Source organism: Pseudomonas sp. TS_SC_3 (genome assembly GCF_056156225.1).
In genome coordinates this window covers 425811-443338 of the sequence record NZ_CM149586.1, presented here as the reverse complement: position 1 = coordinate 443338, position 17528 = coordinate 425811, and the positions used below count along the sequence as shown (strand labels likewise).

Below are 17528 nucleotides of genomic sequence, written 5' to 3'. Positions count from 1 at the left end.
AAACCGCATCAGCTTTTGCCTATGAGCCTTATCGAGAGAATCAACACCCCAGCCCCGAGACTCAGGCGTAGCGTCAGAGCCTTACTAAAGGAGTTCTCCCATGCTTGTTAATGATCTGTTACGCAGCCTGCTTGCCGCCTATGCCAGCGGGGCCAGTGGCAGCAGCGGCGAATAACCGTTCAGCCGATTTTCCTTTGCGGCGCTAAACCCTACGGGCTACCTATGGCTGATGCAGGCTGACTCACGTATAACCCTGCGCACCATCGCCGGCAGTTGTACCTGGCGGTTACCCTTTAAAACCGCAGAAAGGAATCCCCAGCATGGCCGGCGCCAGCCTATTAACCCTGCTCGATGACATCGCCAGCGTGCTCGACGATGTGGCCCTGATGACCAAGGTCGCCGCCAAGAAAACCGCCGGCGTTCTCGGCGATGACCTGGCGTTGAATGCCCAGCAGGTTAGTGGCGTACGCGCCGAGCGTGAATTGCCCGTGGTGTGGGCGGTGGCTAAAGGTTCACTGCGCAACAAAATGATCCTGGTGCCTGCAGCACTGCTGATCAGCGCCTTTGCGCCTTGGGCGGTGACGCCGCTGCTGATGTTCGGTGGCGCCTTCCTGTGCTACGAGGGCTTCGAGAAGCTCGTGCACACGTTCATCCACAACCAGGGCGACGCCCAGGCGCAGCAAGCCGAACGGCTGCATGCGGTGGCCAACCCTGCGGTGGATATGCTGGCCTTTGAGCAGGACAAGATCAAAGGCGCGATCCGCACCGACTTTATCCTCTCGGCGGAAATCATCGCCATCACCCTCGGCACCGTGGCGCTGGCCGGTTTCGGCAAGCAAGTTGCTGTGCTCTCAGGCATCGCCCTGCTGATGACAGTCGGGGTTTATGGCCTGGTGGCGGGCATCGTCAAGCTGGATGACGCCGGCCTCTACCTTAATCAGCGCGCTGGCGAAGGCCTGGCCAGCCGCCTACAACGCAGCCTCGGTCGCGGCATTCTGTTTACCGCGCCATACATGATGAAAAGCCTGTCGGTTATCGGCACCGCTGCAATGTTTATGGTCGGCGGCGGCATCCTCACCCACGGCGTGCATGCTGCGCAGGTGTGGATCGACCAGTTGGCGCAGACCGTGGCGGTCAGCAGCGGCCTGCTTGCAGCCTTGCTGCCAACGCTGCTGAATGCTGTCGCTGGGATCATCGCCGGGGCCGTAACCCTGCTGCTGGTCAACCTGGCCACCCGCGCCCGGAAAGCCATCAAGAACTAACCCGCCAACGGCAGCACCGTCACCTGCACCTCGGGGTCATGGCTGCCGCCGCCAAGAATCACCCCGCGCAGCGGTGAGACATCAGCAAAATCGCGGCCCCAGGCCAGGGTGATATGTTCCAGCGCCGGGCGGATATTGTTGGTCGGGTCGAAATCCACCCAGCCCTGCTGCGGGCAGAACACCGAGACCCAGGCGTGCGAGGCGTCGGCACCGATCAGCCGGGGCTGGCCGGGCGGTGGCTGGGTCAGCAGGTAGCCGCTGACATAGCGCGCCGAGAGGCCCATGGAACGCAGGCAGGCGAGCATCAGATGGGCGAAGTCTTGGCACACGCCACGGCGCTCTTCCAGTACCTGCAATAGCGGCGTGGCCACCTGGGTGGCCGCGGCATCGAAGCTGAACTCGCTGAAAATCTTCTGCATAAGCCCGTCCACCGCCGCCAGCAGCGGCCGGCCGGGGCTAAAGCAATCCGCCGCATAGTCGCTGAACACCTGTTTGAGGTGCACATAAGGCGACTCGAAACGAAAACGCGTCGCCTCCAGCACCCCAGGCGGCAGCGCCTGACCGCTGTAGCGCAGCGCCGTGCAGGCGTCTTCCCAGGGCGGTGACGCCTGCAGATCCAACGCTTGGCGCGCCAGCACTTCGACCTGCAGGCGCGCACTGACTTTGAGTTCGTCATGCGGGCGCTCGAACACCAGGCGGGTCAGCGGGTTGCCGAACACATCCAGGGCATCCTGGCGCTGGCACGGCTGCGGGCTGACCAGCAGCTGCTGTTCATGGTTACGTTGCCAGGGGCAAGCCCGTGGCCAGAGGTGCGCCAGCTGCTGGGCCAGCGATACAGGGCTGGCGTAACGGTAATGGGTGTCGTGAAGTATCTGGTAGAAGGCGCTGCTCATGAGGATTGCGTCCGCTGGCTGGCGTCGACATGCACAAAGAAGCGCAAGCCTAAACGGTCGGAGATGTCCGCACTGGCCTGGCTGATGCTTTCCAGCAGCCCAGACAAACCATCCAGCACCTCCTGCACACTCACCGCGCCAAACAGCGGATTCTCCAGGCTGGCCAGGCTAAAGCGCGCCAACTGCCCTTCCAGGTGTTTCAGCCGACGCTCGCTGGGCAGCTCGAAACGCTCGCCCAGGCGCGCCAGCGAGCGCAGCAGGGTGCGCACCTGAAACAGCACGGCATGCGGGTTCTGCTCATCCAGCAGCAACAGGTCGAGCACCGGAATCAGCTGCGCGGAAGCCAGGTAACGGGTGCGGTAGGTGATGCTGCTGTTGCCCAGTTCCAGCAGCCACTCCAGCGCCGATTGATCCTGCGCCGCGCTGCTGGTGAGGAAGTTGGCCAGGCTGTCGCAGAGAAACTGCAGACGCTCGATGCAGCGGCCGATCATCAGAAAACGCCAGCCGTCGTCACGGGTCATGTCATCCAAAGCAAAGCCTGAGAGCGCCGCCAGCGACAGCAGCAGACGGTCAAGAAAATCCAGTAACTCGCCGAAGTCGGCCTGCTCGCTGCTCAACCCCTGGGCCTCGCGCTGTAATTCGAGCAGAGCCTGCCAGTTGGCCTGGGACAGCTTGCCGCGCACGCTGCCGGCCACCCACTGCAAACGCTGCAGATTGCCGCGTAGGCTGCCCGGCCAGTCCTCACCCAGCAGCGCTTCAAGCAGGCGCTGTTGCAGTTCGCCGCTGTCAGCATCCGGCAGCAGACCCAGGCTTTCAGCCAGGCTCAGGGCGGTTTGCAGCGCCTGGGGGTCATCGTCGTCATCCACATAACGCGCCAGCATGATGCGTAGCAGCCGCGCACCGTCCTCGCAGCGTTCGCTGTAGCGGCCAAACCAGTAGAGGTTTTCCACCACCCGCGAAGGCAGATAGGGGTCACTGCGCACCAAATCGGCCACGCCCAGCGGGCGCAGCCATTGCCAGGGTTCGCCGCCGGCATGCCGTTCGCCGAGCACCCAGGTGTCCTTGCTGGCACCGCCGCGCTGCATCGACACCACTTCGGCGTCGGCTTCGGCGGCTACCCGAGTCAGGCCGCCAGGCATGACCCGGTAACCCTCGGCGCTGGCCACGGCAAACACCCGCATGCCGATGGCACGCGGCGCCAGCTGGCCTTCTTCAGGCTGCCAGACCGGGGCCTGCGACAGTTGCGCCAGGGCCTGGGCGACATAAGCATAAGGCCGCGCCTTGAGCCGCTCAGCCAACTCGGCGCGCTGCGCCTCGTCCAGATCACGGCCAAACACCGGGGCAAAACTCTGCGAGGGAAAGCTGGCGCGCACCAGCAGCTCGTCGAGCTGTTCCAGGGCTTTATCCAGCACCGGCGGCTCACCGCACCACCAACTGGCGATGCTCGGCAGCAGCAGTTCTTCGCCCAATAATTTTTCTGCGATGGCCGGGAGAAAGCCCGGCAAGCCAGGGGATTCCAGCACGCCACTGCCAAGGGCGTTGGCCACCAGCACATTGCCCTGGCGCACCGCTTCCAGGAGGCCGGGCACGCCGAGGGCCGAGTCGGTACGCAGCTCCAGCGGGTCGCAAAAGTCATCATCCAGACGGCGCAGCACCGCATGCACGCGGCGCAGGCCGGCCAGGGTTTTCAGGTAGACCTTAGCGTCGCGCACGGTCAGGTCGCTGCCTTCCACTAGCGGGTAACCGAGCTGACGCGCCAGGTACAGGTGCTCGAAATAGCTCTCGTTGAAACGCCCAGGGGTGAGCAGCACCACCAGCGGTGTTTCACTGCCGGCCGGGGCCTGGCGCGCCAGAGTGTCCTGCAGGGTGCGGAAGAAACCGGCCAGGTATTGCACGCGCAGATCGCGGTACAGCTCGGGAAAGGCGCGCGAAACAATTTGCCGGTTTTCCAAGGCATAACCGGCGCCAGACGGCGCCTGAGTGCGGTCGGCGGTGACCCACCAGCGACCATCCGGCGCACGGGCCAGATCCACCGCATACAGGTGCAGATAAGTGCCGCCGGGCGGCTGCATGCCCTGGCAGGGCCACAGGTAGTTGTTGTGGCCAAACACCAGCTCTGCCGGCAACAGCCCGTCGGCCAGCAGTTGCTGTGGGCCATACAGGTCGGCCAACACGGCATTTAGCAAACCGGCACGCTGCGCTACGCCGGCGGCGATCTGCTGCCATTCTTCGGCCGGGATCAGATTGGGCAGCAGGTCCAGCTCCCACGGCCGGTCGGCGCCATCGGGGTCGGCGTAAACGTTGTAGGTCACCCCATTTTCCTGAATCTGCCGGGCCAGCAAGGCCTGACGCTGCGCCAGCTGCGCCGGACTGCTGCGCTGCAGACGCTCCAGCAACAGGCGCCAGTGCGGGCGCGCCTGACCATCTGCGTCGAACAGTTCATGGTAAGCCCCTGGTGTCAGGGGGTAGTCGGCAAGCAGGTCGGGCATGGCAGGCTCGATAAGACGATCACGGGCAGCGCGCCCCTCGCCCCGTTATGGGTGAGGGGGTTAAACGAGGCGCAGATCCAGGGTCATGGGCAGTTCATTATTGTTGATCGGCGCCAGTGTCGGGCGTTTGCCTGGGCTATGGCCCAAGCGGAAGAAGCGCGCCAGACGCCGACTCTCCGCCTCATAGGCGTTTACCGGCAGGCTGTCGTAGTTGCGTCCACCGGGATGAGCGACATGATACTGACAACCGCCGAGGGAGCGGCTCATCCAGCTGTCCACCAGGTCGAAGACCAGCGGCGCGTGTACTTCGATAGTCGGGTGCAGGCAGTTGGCCGGCTGCCAGGCGCGGAAACGTACGCCGCCGACAAATTCGCCGACCTTGCCGGTGGGCCGCAGGGGCACCGGCACACCGTTGCAGGTCAGCACATAACGATCACTCGGCAGACCGCTGAGTTTGACCTGCATGCGCTCCAGCGAGGAATCCACATAGCGCACCGTACCGCCGCCACCGCCCTCCTCGCCCAGCACATGCCAGGGTTCCAGAGCCTGACGCAGTTCCAGCTCGATGCCCTTGACGTTGAAATCGCCGGACTTGGGAAAGCGGAACTCGAAATGCGGAGCAAACCACTCGTTGTGCAGGCGATAGCCGCAGCCGTCCAGCTCCTGCAGCACGTCGGCAAAGTCCTGCTCGATAAAGTGCGGCAGCAGATAGCGGTCATGCAGCTCGGTGCCCCAGCGCACCAGCCGCGCCGGCTTGTAGGGCTCGCGCCAGAAACGCGCGATCAGCGCGCGAATCAACAGTTGCTGCGCCAGGCTCATCTGCGCGTGGGGCGGCATCTCGAAGGCGCGCAGCTCCAGCAGGCCGAGGCGCCCGGAGGCCGAATCCGGCGAGTACAGCTTGTCGATACAGAACTCGGCACGGTGGGTGTTACCGGTGACGTCCACCAGCAAGTTGCGCAACAGGCGGTCGACCAGCCAGGGCTGGCAGTCGCGGCCCACTTCGGGCATCTGCGCGAAGGCGATTTCCAGTTCGTACAGGGCATCGTTGCGCGCCTCGTCGATACGCGGCGCCTGGGATGTCGGCCCGATAAACAGACCGCTAAACAGGTAGGACAGCGACGGGTGGTTGTGCCAGTAGCTGATCAGGCTGCGCAGCAGATCCGGCCGCCGCAGAAACGGCGAGTCCGCCGGCGTCGCGCCGCCGAGCACAAAGTGGTTACCGCCGCCGGTGCCGGTGTGGCGGCCATCGATCATAAATTTCTCGCTGGAGAGGCGGCACTCGCGGGCCTGCTCGTAGAGAAATTCGGTGCGCTCGACCAGCTCATCCCAACTGGCGACCGGGTGGATATTCACCTCAATCACGCCGGGGTCCGGGGTTACGCGGAAGAACTGCAGGCGAGGGTCCAGTGGCGGTTCGTACCCCTCCAGCAGCACCGGGCACTTCATCTCGGCAGCAGTGGCTTCGATGGCCGCCACCAGTTCCAGATAGTCTTCCAGGCGCACCAACGGCGGCATAAATAGATAGAGCTTGCCGTCGCGCGGCTCGGCGCACAGCGCGGTGCGCACCACAGCGGCAGCCGACTGGCCCAGCAGCGGACGTTTGCTCGTACTGGTCTGACTGCCCGACCAGACACCGCGCGACTGCGGCTTAATCTGCGGCGCAGCCGGCAGTGGCGCAAATACCTGACTTGGGTCTTCCGGGTTTACGTAGGGGTAATCGGCCTCGCTGACCCAAGGTTGCGAATCCAGCGGCAGGCGGTAGCCCATCGCCGAATCGCCCGGTATCAGCCGGCAGTGCTCATCACGCAAGAACCAGCTGCCACTCTGCCAGCCAAGCTGCTTAGCCTGCCGGGCCAACGGCAGGATGTGCCCGACTACTTTATCCAGCCCCTGCTCGAACACTTTGCGCAGACGTTCGCGCTCCAGCGGGTCGGCCAGGCGTGGGTCTTCGGCGGTGACGTTGATTGGTAGCTTGCGCTCGCGCCACAGGTAGTAGAAGCGGTCCTCATAAGCCGGCACGCAGTATTTAGCGTCCACGCCCAGGCGCTCGGCGAGCAGGGTGAGAAAGTCGGCGGCCTTGGCCGCATCAACGCCATAGTCCTGCTGCTCGTCGGCGTAAAGCGCCGGGTTGTTCCACAGCGGCTCACCATCGCGGCGCCAGTAGGCATTCAGCGACCAACGCGGCAGCTGCTCGCCGGGGTACCACTTACCCTGGCCGAAGTGCACCAGCGCTTGCGGTGCGTAGTGCTCACGCAGGCGATGGAACAGGTCGGTGGCCAGGCGGCGTTTGTTCGGCCCAAGGGCGGCGGTGTTCCACTCCGCATCGTCGGGGTAGTCCAGGGCAACAAAGGTCGGCTCGCCGCCCATGGTCAGGCGCACATCCTGCGTTTGCAGGTCCTCATCGATCTTCTGCCCAAGGGCGACAATCGCCTGCCACTGCGCCTCGCTATAAGGTTTGCTGACCCGCGGCGCTTCCCAGATACGCTCGACCCACATCTCGTGGCTGAACTCGCACTCGCTCTCATCCACGCCGCCGCTGATCGGCGCCGCCGAGGACGGTTCGGGGCTGCAGGCCAGCGGAATATGGCCTTCACCGGCGAACAGGCCGCTGGTCGGGTCCAGGCCAATCCAGCCGGCGCCCGGCAGGTAAACCTCGCACCAGGCGTGCAGGTCGGTGAAATCCACCTCGGTGCCGGACGGGCCGTCGAGGGATTTAACATCGGCTTTCAGCTGAATCAGGTAGCCGGAAACAAAGCGCGCCGCCAGGCCCAGGTGGCGGAACAATTGCACCAGCAGCCAGGCCGAATCACGGCAGGAGCCGGAGCCTTTCTCCAGGCTTTCTTCCGGAGTCTGCACGCCCGGCTCAAGTCGAATCAGGTAGCTGATATCGGTGGACAGGCGCTGGTTCAGCGCCACCAAAAAATCCACGCTCGGCAGCGGCGTACGCTCGATGCTGGCCAGGTATTTGGCAAACAGTTTGTCCGCCGGCAGTTTCACCAAATAAGGCGCCAGCTCCAGCTGCTCGCCCTCGGTATAGGCGAAAGGGATTTTCTCGGCGTAAGGCTCAAGGAAGAAATCGAAGGGGTTGAACACCGCCATTTCGGCGACTAGATCGACCTCAATCTTCAGCTCACGGGTCTTTTCCGGAAACACCAGGCGCGCCAGGTAGTTGCCCTGGGGGTCCTGCTGCCAGTTGATAAAGTGCTCGCCCGGTTCGACCTTCAACGCGTAGGACAGAACCCGGGTACGGCTGTGCGGTGCAGGACGCAGGCGCACGACCTGCGGGCCAAGATTGACCGCGCGGTCGTAGCGATAGTGGCTGACATGGTGCAAGGCGATATGAATCGACACAGCGGGCCTCCTGCGAGCCTGGGCGATAACCAGGCAGCGCAAGACTTATGCCAGTGATCCAAGCCAGTACTGGCGCGGCCTCGCGCATTCACCCACCACTGACGCGCACCACAACAGGGCCAGCCATGCCCCACACCTGCCGCAGCGCACGAAAACAGGTCGCCCAGCCGCTCAAGGCTGCGTTGGCGCTGACGATCAGGCGGCTCACTGAAACGTCGCCGGCCTGACGGCAAACAACGCGCATCACGCCCAAACGGTTGCCCGCCTACGCAGAGCGCGATGCATCCGTTACCATCGCCGGCAATTAAACGAAGAGATGCAGCATGTATATCTATCGATTGGTGCTGATCCTGGTGGTGGGGATCTACCTGTTTTCCCCGGCCATCATGGACTGGTGGATCGACCCCAATGGGGCCTGGTACCGCCCCTACCTGCTGTGGCTGATTCTGATCGTCGTCACCTTTATTCTGCAGAGCCAGCAAGATGCTGATGAACTCTGACGCACCGCGCAGCAGCCCATGCCTGCCCTTTATCTATTCGCCGAGCCAACGTGATGCTGACGAGCTTTAGCCTGAGCCAGCTGATCCTGATCAGCGCGGCCTACCTTCTTATCTTGTTCGGCGTGGCCTGGATCAGTGAACACGGCCTGATTCCGCGCTGGGTGATTCGGCATCCGCTGACCTACACCCTGTCGCTCGGCGTGTATGCCAGCGCCTGGGCCTTCTACGGCACGGTGGGGTTGGCCTATCAATACGGCTACGGCTTCCTCGCCAGTTACCTGGGGGTATCCGGGGCGTTTCTGCTGGCGCCGGTGCTGCTTTATCCGATCCTGCGTATTACCCGCACCTACCAGCTGTCATCGCTGGCCGACCTGTTTGCCTTCCGTTTTCGCAGCACTTGGGCCGGCGCATTGACCACGGTGTTTATGCTGATCGGCGTACTGCCGCTGCTGGCCCTGCAGATTCAGGCCGTGGCCGACTCCATTGGCATCCTCACCCGCGAGCCGGTGCAGGAGCGCGTAGCGTTGGCCTACTGCGGGCTGATTATTTTGTTCACCATCCTGTTCGGCGCCCGGCATATCGCCACTCGCGAGAAGCATGAAGGTTTGGTGTTCGCCATCGCCTTCGAGTCGGTGGTCAAACTGGTGGCGATCAGCGCCATCGGCCTGTACGCGCTGTATGGCGTATTCGATGGCCCGCAGGATCTGCAATCCTGGCTGGTGCAGAACCAGTCCTCGCTGACCAGCCTGCACACCCCGCTGCAGGAAGGCCCGTGGCGCACCCTGCTGCTGGTGTTCTTTGCCTCGGCCATCGTCATGCCGCACATGTACCACATGACCTTTACCGAGAACCTCAACCCGCGCGCCATGGTCAGCGCCAGTTGGGGCCTGCCGCTATTTTTGCTACTGATGAGCCTGGCGGTGCCGCTGATTCTCTGGGCAGGCCTGAAGCTAGGGGCCACCACCAACCCGGAATATTTCACACTCGGCGTAGGCATCGCGGTCAATAGTCAGACGCTGGCGCTGATTGCCTATATTGGCGGGCTGTCGGCCTCCAGCGGGCTGATCATCGTTTCAACCTTGGCGCTGTCGGGCATGGTGCTCAACCATGTGGTGTTGCCGCTCTATCAACCGCCGTCCGAGGGCAATATCTACCGCTGGCTGAAGTGGACGCGCCGGGCGCTGATCCTGCTGGTGATCATGGCCGGCTACGGCTTCTATGTATTACTCGGCGCTGAACAGGACCTGGCCAACCTGGGCATCGTCGCCTTCGTCGCCACCTTGCAGTTCCTCCCTGGCGTGCTGGCAGTGCTGTACTGGCCGGCGGCTAACCGTAAAGGCTTTATTGCCGGCCTGCTGGCGGGTATCGGCGTGTGGACAGTGAGCATGTTGCTGCCGATGCTCGGCAATTTGCAGGGGCTGTACCTGCCGTGGTTCAACGTCATCTATGTACTGGACGACAGCAGCTGGCACATGGCGGCGATCGGCTCGCTGGCCGCCAACGTGCTGGTATTCACGTTGGTGTCACTGTTTACCGAGGCCAGCCCGGAAGAGAAAAGCGCCGCTGAAGCCTGCGCCGTGGATAACGTGCGCCGCCCACAGCGACGTGAACTGCTGGCTAATTCGCCACAGGAGTTTGCCGCGCAGCTGGCCAAACCGTTGGGCGCGAAAACCGCTCAGCATGAGGTCGAGCAGGCGCTGCGTGACCTGCACCTGCCATTCGATGAAGGCCGCCCCTACGCGCTGCGCCGCCTGCGTGACCGCATCGAGGCCAACCTTTCCGGCCTGATGGGCCCCAGCGTCGCCCAGGACATTGTCGAAACTTTCCTGCCTTACAAAGCCGGCAGCGAAACCTATGTCAGCGAAGACATCCACTTTATCGAGAACCGCCTAGAGGATTACCACTCGCGCCTCACCGGCCTGGCGGCGGAACTCGACACCCTGCGCCGCTACCATCGGCAAACCCTGCAAGAGCTGCCCATGGGCGTCTGCTCACTCGCCAAGGATCAGGAGATCCTGATGTGGAACAGGGCCATGGAAGAACTCACCGAAATCCCCGCGCAGCGCGTGGTCGGCTCACGCCTGAACACCCTGGGCGAGCCGTGGCGCAGCCTGCTGCAGAGCTTTATCGAACTGCCCGACGAGCACTTACACAAACAGCGCCTGGCCCTCGACGGCCAGACCCGCTGGCTCAACCTGCACAAGGCGGCCATCGATGAGCCCCTGGCTCCCGGTAACAGCGGCCTGGTGCTGCTGGTTGAAGACCTTACCGAAACCCAATTACTGGAAGACAAGCTGGTGCATTCCGAGCGCCTGGCGTCTATTGGTCGCCTGGCCGCGGGGGTCGCCCACGAGATCGGCAACCCGATTACCGGCATCGCCTGCCTGGCGCAAAACCTGCGCGAAGAGCGTGAAGGTGACAGCGAGATAACCGAAATCAGCGAACAGATCATTGAACAGACCAAGCGCGTGTCGCGCATCGTCCAGTCGCTGATGAGCTTTGCCCATTCCGGCAGCCATCAAAACAGTGAAGAACCCGTCTGCCTGGCCCAGGTCGCGCAGGATGCCATCGCCCTGCTGGCCCTCAACCGACGCAGCGTTGAAGTGCAGTTCTTTAACCTCTGCGATTCCGATCACTGGGTAATCGGTGACCCGCAGCGCTTGGCTCAGGTGCTGATCAACCTACTGTCCAACGCCCGCGATGCCTCACCGCCGGGCAGCGCGATCCGGGTCAAGAGTGAGGTGTTTGAGCACACCATCGACCTGATCGTCGAAGACGAAGGCAGCGGTATTCCCAAGGCGATCATCGACCGTTTATTCGAACCTTTTTTCACCACCAAAGAAGTGGGCAAAGGCACCGGCCTGGGCCTCGCGCTGGTCTATTCGATCGTGGAAGAGCATTATGGACAAATAACAATCGACAGCCCGGCCGACCTGGAACTGCAGCGCGGCACCCGTATTCGGGTCAGCCTGCCGCGGCATGTCGAGGCGACGTCCCTAGCGACTTAAACCAGCTAACAGAGAGTCTGCCAGCACGGCTGATTGGCCCAGCGGCATGCTCCGAGACCGTCGAGAGACCCATTTAATGCCTCATATTTTGATCGTCGAAGACGAAACCATTATCCGCTCCGCCCTGCGCCGCCTGCTGGAGCGCAACCAATATCAAGTCAGTGAAGCCGGCTCAGTGCAGGAAGCCCAAGAGCGCTTCAGCATCCCCAGCTTCGACCTGATCGTCAGTGACCTGCGCCTACCCGGCGCCCCCGGCACGGAGATGATCAAACTCGGCCAGGGCACCCCGGTGCTGATCATGACCAGCTACGCCAGCCTGCGTTCGGCCGTCGACTCGATGAAAATGGGCGCGGTGGACTACATCGCCAAACCCTTTGACCACGATGAAATGCTTCAGGCCGTGGCGCGTATCCTGCGCGACTTTCAACAGACCAAGAACGCACCAGCGCCTGCAGCCGCCAATGCCAAAGCTGGCAATGACAAGGCCGTCGATAACAGCAACGGCGAGATTGGCATCATCGGCTCTTGCCCAGCCATGCAGGAGATGTACAGCAAAATCCGCAAGGTCGCGCCCACCGACTCCAATGTACTGATTCAAGGCGAATCCGGCACCGGTAAAGAACTGGTCGCCCGCGCCCTGCACAACCTCTCGCGCCGCGCCAAAGCGCCGCTGATTTCAGTGAACTGCGCCGCCATCCCGGAATCGCTGATCGAATCGGAACTGTTCGGCCACGAGAAAGGAGCGTTCACCGGCGCCAGCGCCGGCCGTGCCGGCCTGGTCGAGGCCGCTGATGGCGGCACCCTGTTCCTCGATGAAATCGGTGAGCTGCCACTGGAAGCTCAGGCGCGCCTGCTGCGCGTGCTGCAAGAAGGCGAGATTCGCCGGGTTGGCTCGGTGCAGTCACAAAAAGTCGATGTGCGCCTGATCGCTGCGACCCACCGCGACCTGAAAAGCCTGTCGAAAATCGGCCAGTTCCGCGAAGACCTGTATTACCGCCTGCACGTGATCGCGCTGAAACTGCCCCCCCTGCGCGAGCGCGGGGCGGATGTGATCGAAATCGCCCGCGCCTTCCTGATTCGCCAAAGCACCCGCCAGAACCGTCTCGAACTGCGCTTTGCCGCCGACGCGGAACAGGCCATCCATCATTACTCTTGGCCGGGTAACGTGCGCGAACTGGAAAACGCTATCGAGCGCGCGGTGATTCTCTGCGAAGGCAACAGCATCTCAGCCGAGCTACTGGGCATTGATATCGAGCTGGATGACCTGGAAGACGACTTCACCGGCCTGCCCGTACAAAGTGCTGGCTTGGGGCATGAGCCGAGCGAACCGACCGAAGATTTGTCACTGGAAGACTACTTTCAGCACTTTGTGCTGGAACACCAAGACCACATGACCGAGACCGAGTTAGCCCGCAAACTCGGTATCAGCCGCAAATGTTTGTGGGAACGCCGTCAGCGCCTGGGTATTCCGCGGCGCAAATCCTCGGGCGTAACCGCAGGCTAGCGCGTCACAGTCAGGTGACAGATGCGTACGCAGGTGGTTCCACAACCTGTTACCCATTCAACACTTAGTAACAAAAGCCGGGTCTTATGGTAACGAGAGCCCGGCTTTTTTATCCCGTCTGGCCACTACCCAAAACGCTCAAACCCCTGAATTTAAAGGGTTTACAAAAACTGGCACGAGTTCTGCTTTAGTACTGGCACAACAACAATAACAAGCACGCTCCAACCCTAATAAAAATAAGACGTACCGACTCCAGCACAATAAAAACAACACCGCGGAGGCGCAGCTAACTGATTCTTTTGGAAAGGAATTGCCTTTGGGGTTCGCCCCAAAACCAGGCCGAGAATAAAAAAACTGCCCTAAGGCAGCGCCAAAACTGGTTGGGTCACGGTGTGATCATGGCAGCGTCAGCATCCAAAGCAATCCGTTTGCTCTTGATTCCCAGCTTGGGAAGTTTTCCAAAAGTCCTTGACTGGATGGAACGGGTAAATCAACAAAAACAACAAGCCCGCCATAATAATAAAAAAAGAGCACGCACCAATTTGGGGGGGAGCTTCGGCTCCCCCAGTAGCTTCAAACTCCCCGCCTGCAGCAGTCTCCCGCCGTTTCCTGCACCAAACCTCGACTCAATGCTAGAATCCACGCCATTCCTGCGGCCGGCATATACTCTGGCCAGTCATTTAGTCAAACAGTGCCTCCCATGCTGAAAAAGCTGTTCAAATCCTTTCGTACCCCCATCCGCCGTGGCAAACACTCGCACAGCACGCCCGAAGTGTTGAGCAGCAGCCAACATCCCATCGAACGGGGTGAAATCAGCCGCTACGCCATCAGCGTGGTCGAGCGCCTGCAACAAGCCGGCTACCAGGCCTACTTGGTCGGTGGCTGCGTACGTGACTTGCTGCTGGACATAGAGCCCAAAGACTTCGATGTCGCGACCAGCGCCACGCCTGAGCAGGTGCGGGCTGAGTTCCGCAACGCGCGCGTGATCGGTCGCCGCTTCAAGCTGGTGCATGTGCATTTCGGCCGCGAGATTATCGAAGTCGCGACCTTCCGCGCCAATCACCCCGAAGGCGATGAAGAAGAGAACAGCAACCTGTCCTCACGTAACGAGAGCGGTCGGATTCTGCGCGACAACGTCTACGGCAGCTTGGAAGATGATGCCCAGCGCCGCGACTTCACCATTAATGCGCTGTATTACGACCCCAGCACCGAACGCATTCTTGATTACGCCAATGGCGTACACGATATTCGTAACCACTTGATCCGCCTGATCGGTGACCCGACCCAGCGCTACCAGGAAGATCCGGTACGCATGTTGCGTGCAGTGCGTTTTGCCGCCAAGCTGGATTTTGACATCGAAAAACACAGCGCCGCGCCGATCTATAAATTGGCTCCGCTGCTTGGCGGCATCCCCGCTGCGCGCCTGTTCGATGAAGTGCTCAAACTGTTTCTTGCCGGCTACGCGGTGTACACCTACGAGCTGCTGGTGGATTACGGCCTGTTCGGCCAGCTGTTCCCAGCCAGCGCCGAGGCGTTGAAACTTAACCCGGACTACACCGACCAGTTGATCCGTAATGCACTGGACAGCACTGACCTGCGCATTCAACAGGGTAAAACAGTCACTCCGGCGTTCCTCCTTGCTGCACTGCTGTGGCCGGCCCTGCCGGCCCGCGTGATCAAGTTGCAAGATCGCGGCATGCCGCCAATACCGGCGATGCAGGAAGCGGCGCATGAACTGATCAGCGAGCAATGCCAGCGTATTGCCGTGCCTAAGCGCTTCACCATGCCGATCCGGGAAATCTGGGATATGCAGGAGCGCCTGCCACGCCGTAGCGGCAAACGCGCCGACACGTTGCTGGAAAATCCACGCTTTCGCGCCGGGTATGACTTCCTCCTGCTGCGCGAAAGTGCCGGCGAAGAAACCGGTGGCCTCGGCGACTGGTGGACGCGCTATCAGGACGTCAGCGACAGCGAGCGGCGCACTATGATTCGCGAACTCAGCAACAAAGATGATGCAGCCGGCGCCCCCCGCAAACGCAAGCGCAGCAACAGCAAGCGTAAGCGCGGCCCTGCTGGTGAAGGCGGTAGTTCCGCCGCAGGTGAGTAATGATGGAGCGCGTGTATATCGGCCTGGGCAGTAACCTGGCCACCCCACTCGCCCAACTGCGCAGCGCCCTGGCCGCCCTGGCCGCGCTGCCGCAGAGCAACCTGATTGCACAATCGTCCTTCTATATCAGCGACCCACTAGGCCCGGCAGACCAGCCGCGTTACGTAAACGCTGTGGCTGCGCTGGACACTGACCTCAGCCCACTGGCGCTGCTCGATGCACTGCAAAACATCGAACAGGAACAAGGCCGCACACGCAAAGCCGAGCGCTGGGGCCCGCGCACTCTTGATCTGGATATTCTGCTGTTCGGCGAACGCTGCCTGGATGAGCCGCGCCTGACGGTGCCGCACTACCACCTGCATGCCCGCGCTTTCGTGCTCTACCCACTGGCCGAAATTGCCCCCGACCTGCGCTTGCCAGATGGCAGCGCACTGACCGAGCTTCTCAGTGTGCGTCCCTTCGAAGGGCTGGAGCTGCTTTGCGAGGCGCAGCAGACCTGACATCCGCACACATCTCAAGCAACCCGTATATGCCGCAGCCACCGCCATAGACCTGGCATAACGCAGGCATATGACGGTAACGCCAGTAACAAGCCGGTAACACCTGCAATTGACTTCAAGCCCACCCATCTGGACTATAGGCGTCCCGTTGCTCCGCACCGGTGCAATTTGCGGCCAATGCAGGCCAACTTGAAGCAGCACAACTGCTGACTGAACGCCTGAGTGAGGACAGTTTTCATGCCTGATGTAACCCTGACCACCCTGCAAAGCCTCAAGCAGAGCGGCGAGAAAATCGCCATGCTGACCTGCTATGACGCCACGTTCGCCCAGACGGCCTGCCAGGCCGGCGTCGATGTACTGCTGGTGGGCGATTCCCTTGGCATGGTCTTGCAAGGCCATGACAGTACGCTGCCTGTCACTGTCGCCGACATGGCGTATCACACCGCCTGCGTCAAACGTGGCAACCAGGGCGCGCTGATCCTCGCCGACCTGCCGTTTATGGCCTATGCCACTATTGAGCAGACCCTGAATAACAGCGCAGCGTTGATGCAGGCCGGTGCCCATATGGTCAAGCTCGAAGGCGCGGCCTGGCTGGCCGAGCCGATTCGACAATTGGCCGAGCGTGGCGTCCCGGTGTGCGCCCACTTAGGCCTGACTCCGCAGGCGGTCAACATCCTCGGTGGCTATAAGGTGCAAGGCCGCCAGGAAGCCCAGGCGCGGCAAATGCGTGCCGATGCCATGGCCCTTGAGCAAGCCGGCGCGGCCATGTTGCTGCTCGAATGCGTACCCAGTGAACTGGCCGCCGAAATTAGCCAAGCGGTGAAGATTCCGGTGATCGGCATCGGCGCTGGCAGCGCCACCGACGGCCAGGTACTGGTGCTGCATGACATGCTAGGTCTGTCCCTGAGCGGTCGCGTGCCGAAGTTCGTGAAGAACTTTATGGCCGGCCAGAGCAGCATCCAGCACGCCATCAGCGCCTACGTCAAAGCGGTTAAAGACCAGAGCTTCCCAGCAGCCGAACACGGATTTTCTGCATGAACACAGTTAAAAGCGTGCGCGAGTTGCGCGCCGCTGTCGCCCAGGCGCGCGCCGAAGGCAAACAAATTGCCTTTGTGCCGACCATGGGCAACCTGCACGCCGGCCACGCCGCGCTGGTGGAGAAAGCTGCCCAGCGCGCAGACTTTGTAGTCGCCAGCATCTTCGTCAACCCGTTGCAGTTCGGCCCCAGCGAAGACCTCGACAAGTACCCGCGTACCCTGATCGCCGACCAGGAAAAACTGGTCGAAGCCGGTTGCCACCTGCTGTTCACCCCGGATGTCGAAGAAATGTACCCGCACGGCATGGACGGTCAGACCCGCGTCAGCGTACCGGGCGTTTCCGAAGGTCTGTGTGGCGCCAGTCGCCCTGGGCACTTCGAAGGCGTTGCCACCGTAGTGAGCAAGCTCTTCAACATGGTGCAACCGGACCTGGCAATTTTCGGTCAAAAGGATTTCCAGCAACTGGCGGTGATCCGCACCCTGGTGCGTGACCTGAATATGCCAATCCAGATTATCGGCGAGCCGACCGTGCGTGCCGAAGACGGTTTGGCGCTGTCTTCGCGCAACGGTTACCTGAGCGCCGAACAGCGTGAAGCGGCGCCCGTGCTGTACCGTTCATTGCAGGAGATGGCCACGGCGATCCGCGCGGGTGAACGTGACTACGCCACGCTGGTTGCGGCAGCGCAGCAGCAACACAGCGCCGCCGGTTTTCGCCCGGACTACCTAGAGGTGCGCGAAGCAAACAGCCTGCGCCCGGCAACCGCCGATGATCGTCAGTTGGTGATTCTGGTGGCCGCCGTTATTGGCAGCACCCGGCTGATCGACAACCTGGCCTTCGACCTCGATACTCCAGCCTGACCAACAAGCACTGACAGGC

Annotated in this window: 11 protein-coding genes; 8 read left to right on the top strand and 3 right to left on the bottom strand. The window is 61.9% G+C overall.

What is annotated here, in order from left to right; genetic code table 11:
* Nucleotides 1-320: 320 nt before the first annotated feature.
* Nucleotides 321-1262: a DUF808 domain-containing protein gene (locus AC0J6G_RS02135; protein WP_475250837.1), complete on the top strand. Its 942-nt coding sequence runs from the start codon at nucleotides 321-323 to the stop codon at nucleotides 1260-1262.
* Here the strand turns inward: AC0J6G_RS02135 and AC0J6G_RS02130 are convergent.
* From AC0J6G_RS02130 to AC0J6G_RS02120, 3 genes are read right to left on the bottom strand one after another with little or no spacing between them, the layout of a single operon-like run.
* Nucleotides 1259-2155: a transglutaminase family protein gene (locus AC0J6G_RS02130; RefSeq protein ID WP_475250835.1), complete on the bottom strand. Its 897-nt coding sequence runs from the start codon at nucleotides 2153-2155 to the stop codon at nucleotides 1259-1261. The genes AC0J6G_RS02135 and AC0J6G_RS02130 overlap by 4 nt on opposite strands.
* Nucleotides 2152-4644, bottom strand: coding sequence for a circularly permuted type 2 ATP-grasp protein (locus AC0J6G_RS02125; protein WP_475250833.1), 2493 nt, complete (start codon nucleotides 4642-4644; stop codon nucleotides 2152-2154). The genes AC0J6G_RS02130 and AC0J6G_RS02125 overlap by 4 nt, the downstream gene beginning before the upstream one ends.
* A 60-nt stretch (nucleotides 4645-4704) precedes the next feature.
* On the bottom strand, nucleotides 4705-7995 hold the full coding sequence (locus AC0J6G_RS02120; RefSeq protein WP_475250831.1) for a transglutaminase family protein: 3291 nt from the start codon (nucleotides 7993-7995) through the stop codon (nucleotides 4705-4707).
* A gap of 323 nt (nucleotides 7996-8318) precedes the next feature.
* Here AC0J6G_RS02120 and AC0J6G_RS02115 point away from each other — a divergent pair, with 323 nt between their 5' ends.
* The 7 genes from AC0J6G_RS02115 (at nucleotide 8319) to panC (ending at nucleotide 17509) form a co-directional block, all read left to right on the top strand.
* The gene (locus AC0J6G_RS02115; protein ID WP_090243806.1) at nucleotides 8319-8495 is read left to right on the top strand and encodes a hypothetical protein; all 177 of its coding nucleotides are present in this window, start codon (nucleotides 8319-8321) and stop codon (nucleotides 8493-8495) included.
* A gap of 53 nt (nucleotides 8496-8548) precedes the next feature.
* Entirely contained in the window at nucleotides 8549-11503 is a 2955-nt protein-coding gene (locus AC0J6G_RS02110; protein ID WP_475250829.1) for a sensor histidine kinase, read from the top strand.
* A gap of 76 nt (nucleotides 11504-11579) precedes the next feature.
* Nucleotides 11580-13007: a sigma-54-dependent transcriptional regulator gene (locus tag AC0J6G_RS02105; protein WP_475250827.1), complete on the top strand. Its 1428-nt coding sequence runs from the start codon at nucleotides 11580-11582 to the stop codon at nucleotides 13005-13007.
* 700 nt (nucleotides 13008-13707) lie between these two features.
* Nucleotides 13708-15114, top strand: a complete 1407-nt coding sequence (locus tag AC0J6G_RS02100; RefSeq protein WP_475250825.1) for a polynucleotide adenylyltransferase PcnB — start codon at nucleotides 13708-13710, stop codon at nucleotides 15112-15114.
* Entirely contained in the window at nucleotides 15114-15614 is a 501-nt protein-coding gene (gene folK, locus AC0J6G_RS02095) for a 2-amino-4-hydroxy-6-hydroxymethyldihydropteridine diphosphokinase (protein ID WP_475250823.1), read from the top strand. The genes AC0J6G_RS02100 and folK overlap by 1 nt, the downstream gene beginning before the upstream one ends.
* A gap of 237 nt (nucleotides 15615-15851) precedes the next feature.
* Nucleotides 15852-16652, top strand: coding sequence for a 3-methyl-2-oxobutanoate hydroxymethyltransferase (gene panB, locus AC0J6G_RS02090; protein WP_475250821.1), 801 nt, complete (start codon nucleotides 15852-15854; stop codon nucleotides 16650-16652).
* Nucleotides 16649-17509, top strand: a complete 861-nt coding sequence (gene panC, locus AC0J6G_RS02085; RefSeq protein ID WP_475250819.1) for a pantoate--beta-alanine ligase — start codon at nucleotides 16649-16651, stop codon at nucleotides 17507-17509. Before panB ends, panC begins: the two co-directional genes overlap by 4 nt.
* Nucleotides 17510-17528 lie beyond the last annotated feature (19 nt).

Excerpts from the sequence above, each read along its gene's own strand:
- AC0J6G_RS02135 (WP_475250837.1), top strand. The coding sequence starts at position 321 with ATGGCCGGCGCCAGCCTATTAACCCTGCTCGATGACATCGCCAGCGTG.
- AC0J6G_RS02130 (WP_475250835.1), bottom strand. The coding sequence starts at position 2,155 with ATGAGCAGCGCCTTCTACCAGATACTTCACGACACCCATTACCGTTAC.
- AC0J6G_RS02125 (WP_475250833.1), bottom strand. The coding sequence starts at position 4,644 with ATGCCCGACCTGCTTGCCGACTACCCCCTGACACCAGGGGCTTACCAT.
- AC0J6G_RS02115 (WP_090243806.1), top strand. The coding sequence starts at position 8,319 with ATGTATATCTATCGATTGGTGCTGATCCTGGTGGTGGGGATCTACCTG.
- AC0J6G_RS02110 (WP_475250829.1), top strand. The coding sequence starts at position 8,549 with ATGCTGACGAGCTTTAGCCTGAGCCAGCTGATCCTGATCAGCGCGGCC.
- AC0J6G_RS02105 (WP_475250827.1), top strand. The coding sequence starts at position 11,580 with ATGCCTCATATTTTGATCGTCGAAGACGAAACCATTATCCGCTCCGCC.
- AC0J6G_RS02100 (WP_475250825.1), top strand. The coding sequence starts at position 13,708 with ATGCTGAAAAAGCTGTTCAAATCCTTTCGTACCCCCATCCGCCGTGGC.
- folK (WP_475250823.1), top strand. The coding sequence starts at position 15,114 with ATGATGGAGCGCGTGTATATCGGCCTGGGCAGTAACCTGGCCACCCCA.
- panB (WP_475250821.1), top strand. The coding sequence starts at position 15,852 with ATGCCTGATGTAACCCTGACCACCCTGCAAAGCCTCAAGCAGAGCGGC.
- panC (WP_475250819.1), top strand. The coding sequence starts at position 16,649 with ATGAACACAGTTAAAAGCGTGCGCGAGTTGCGCGCCGCTGTCGCCCAG.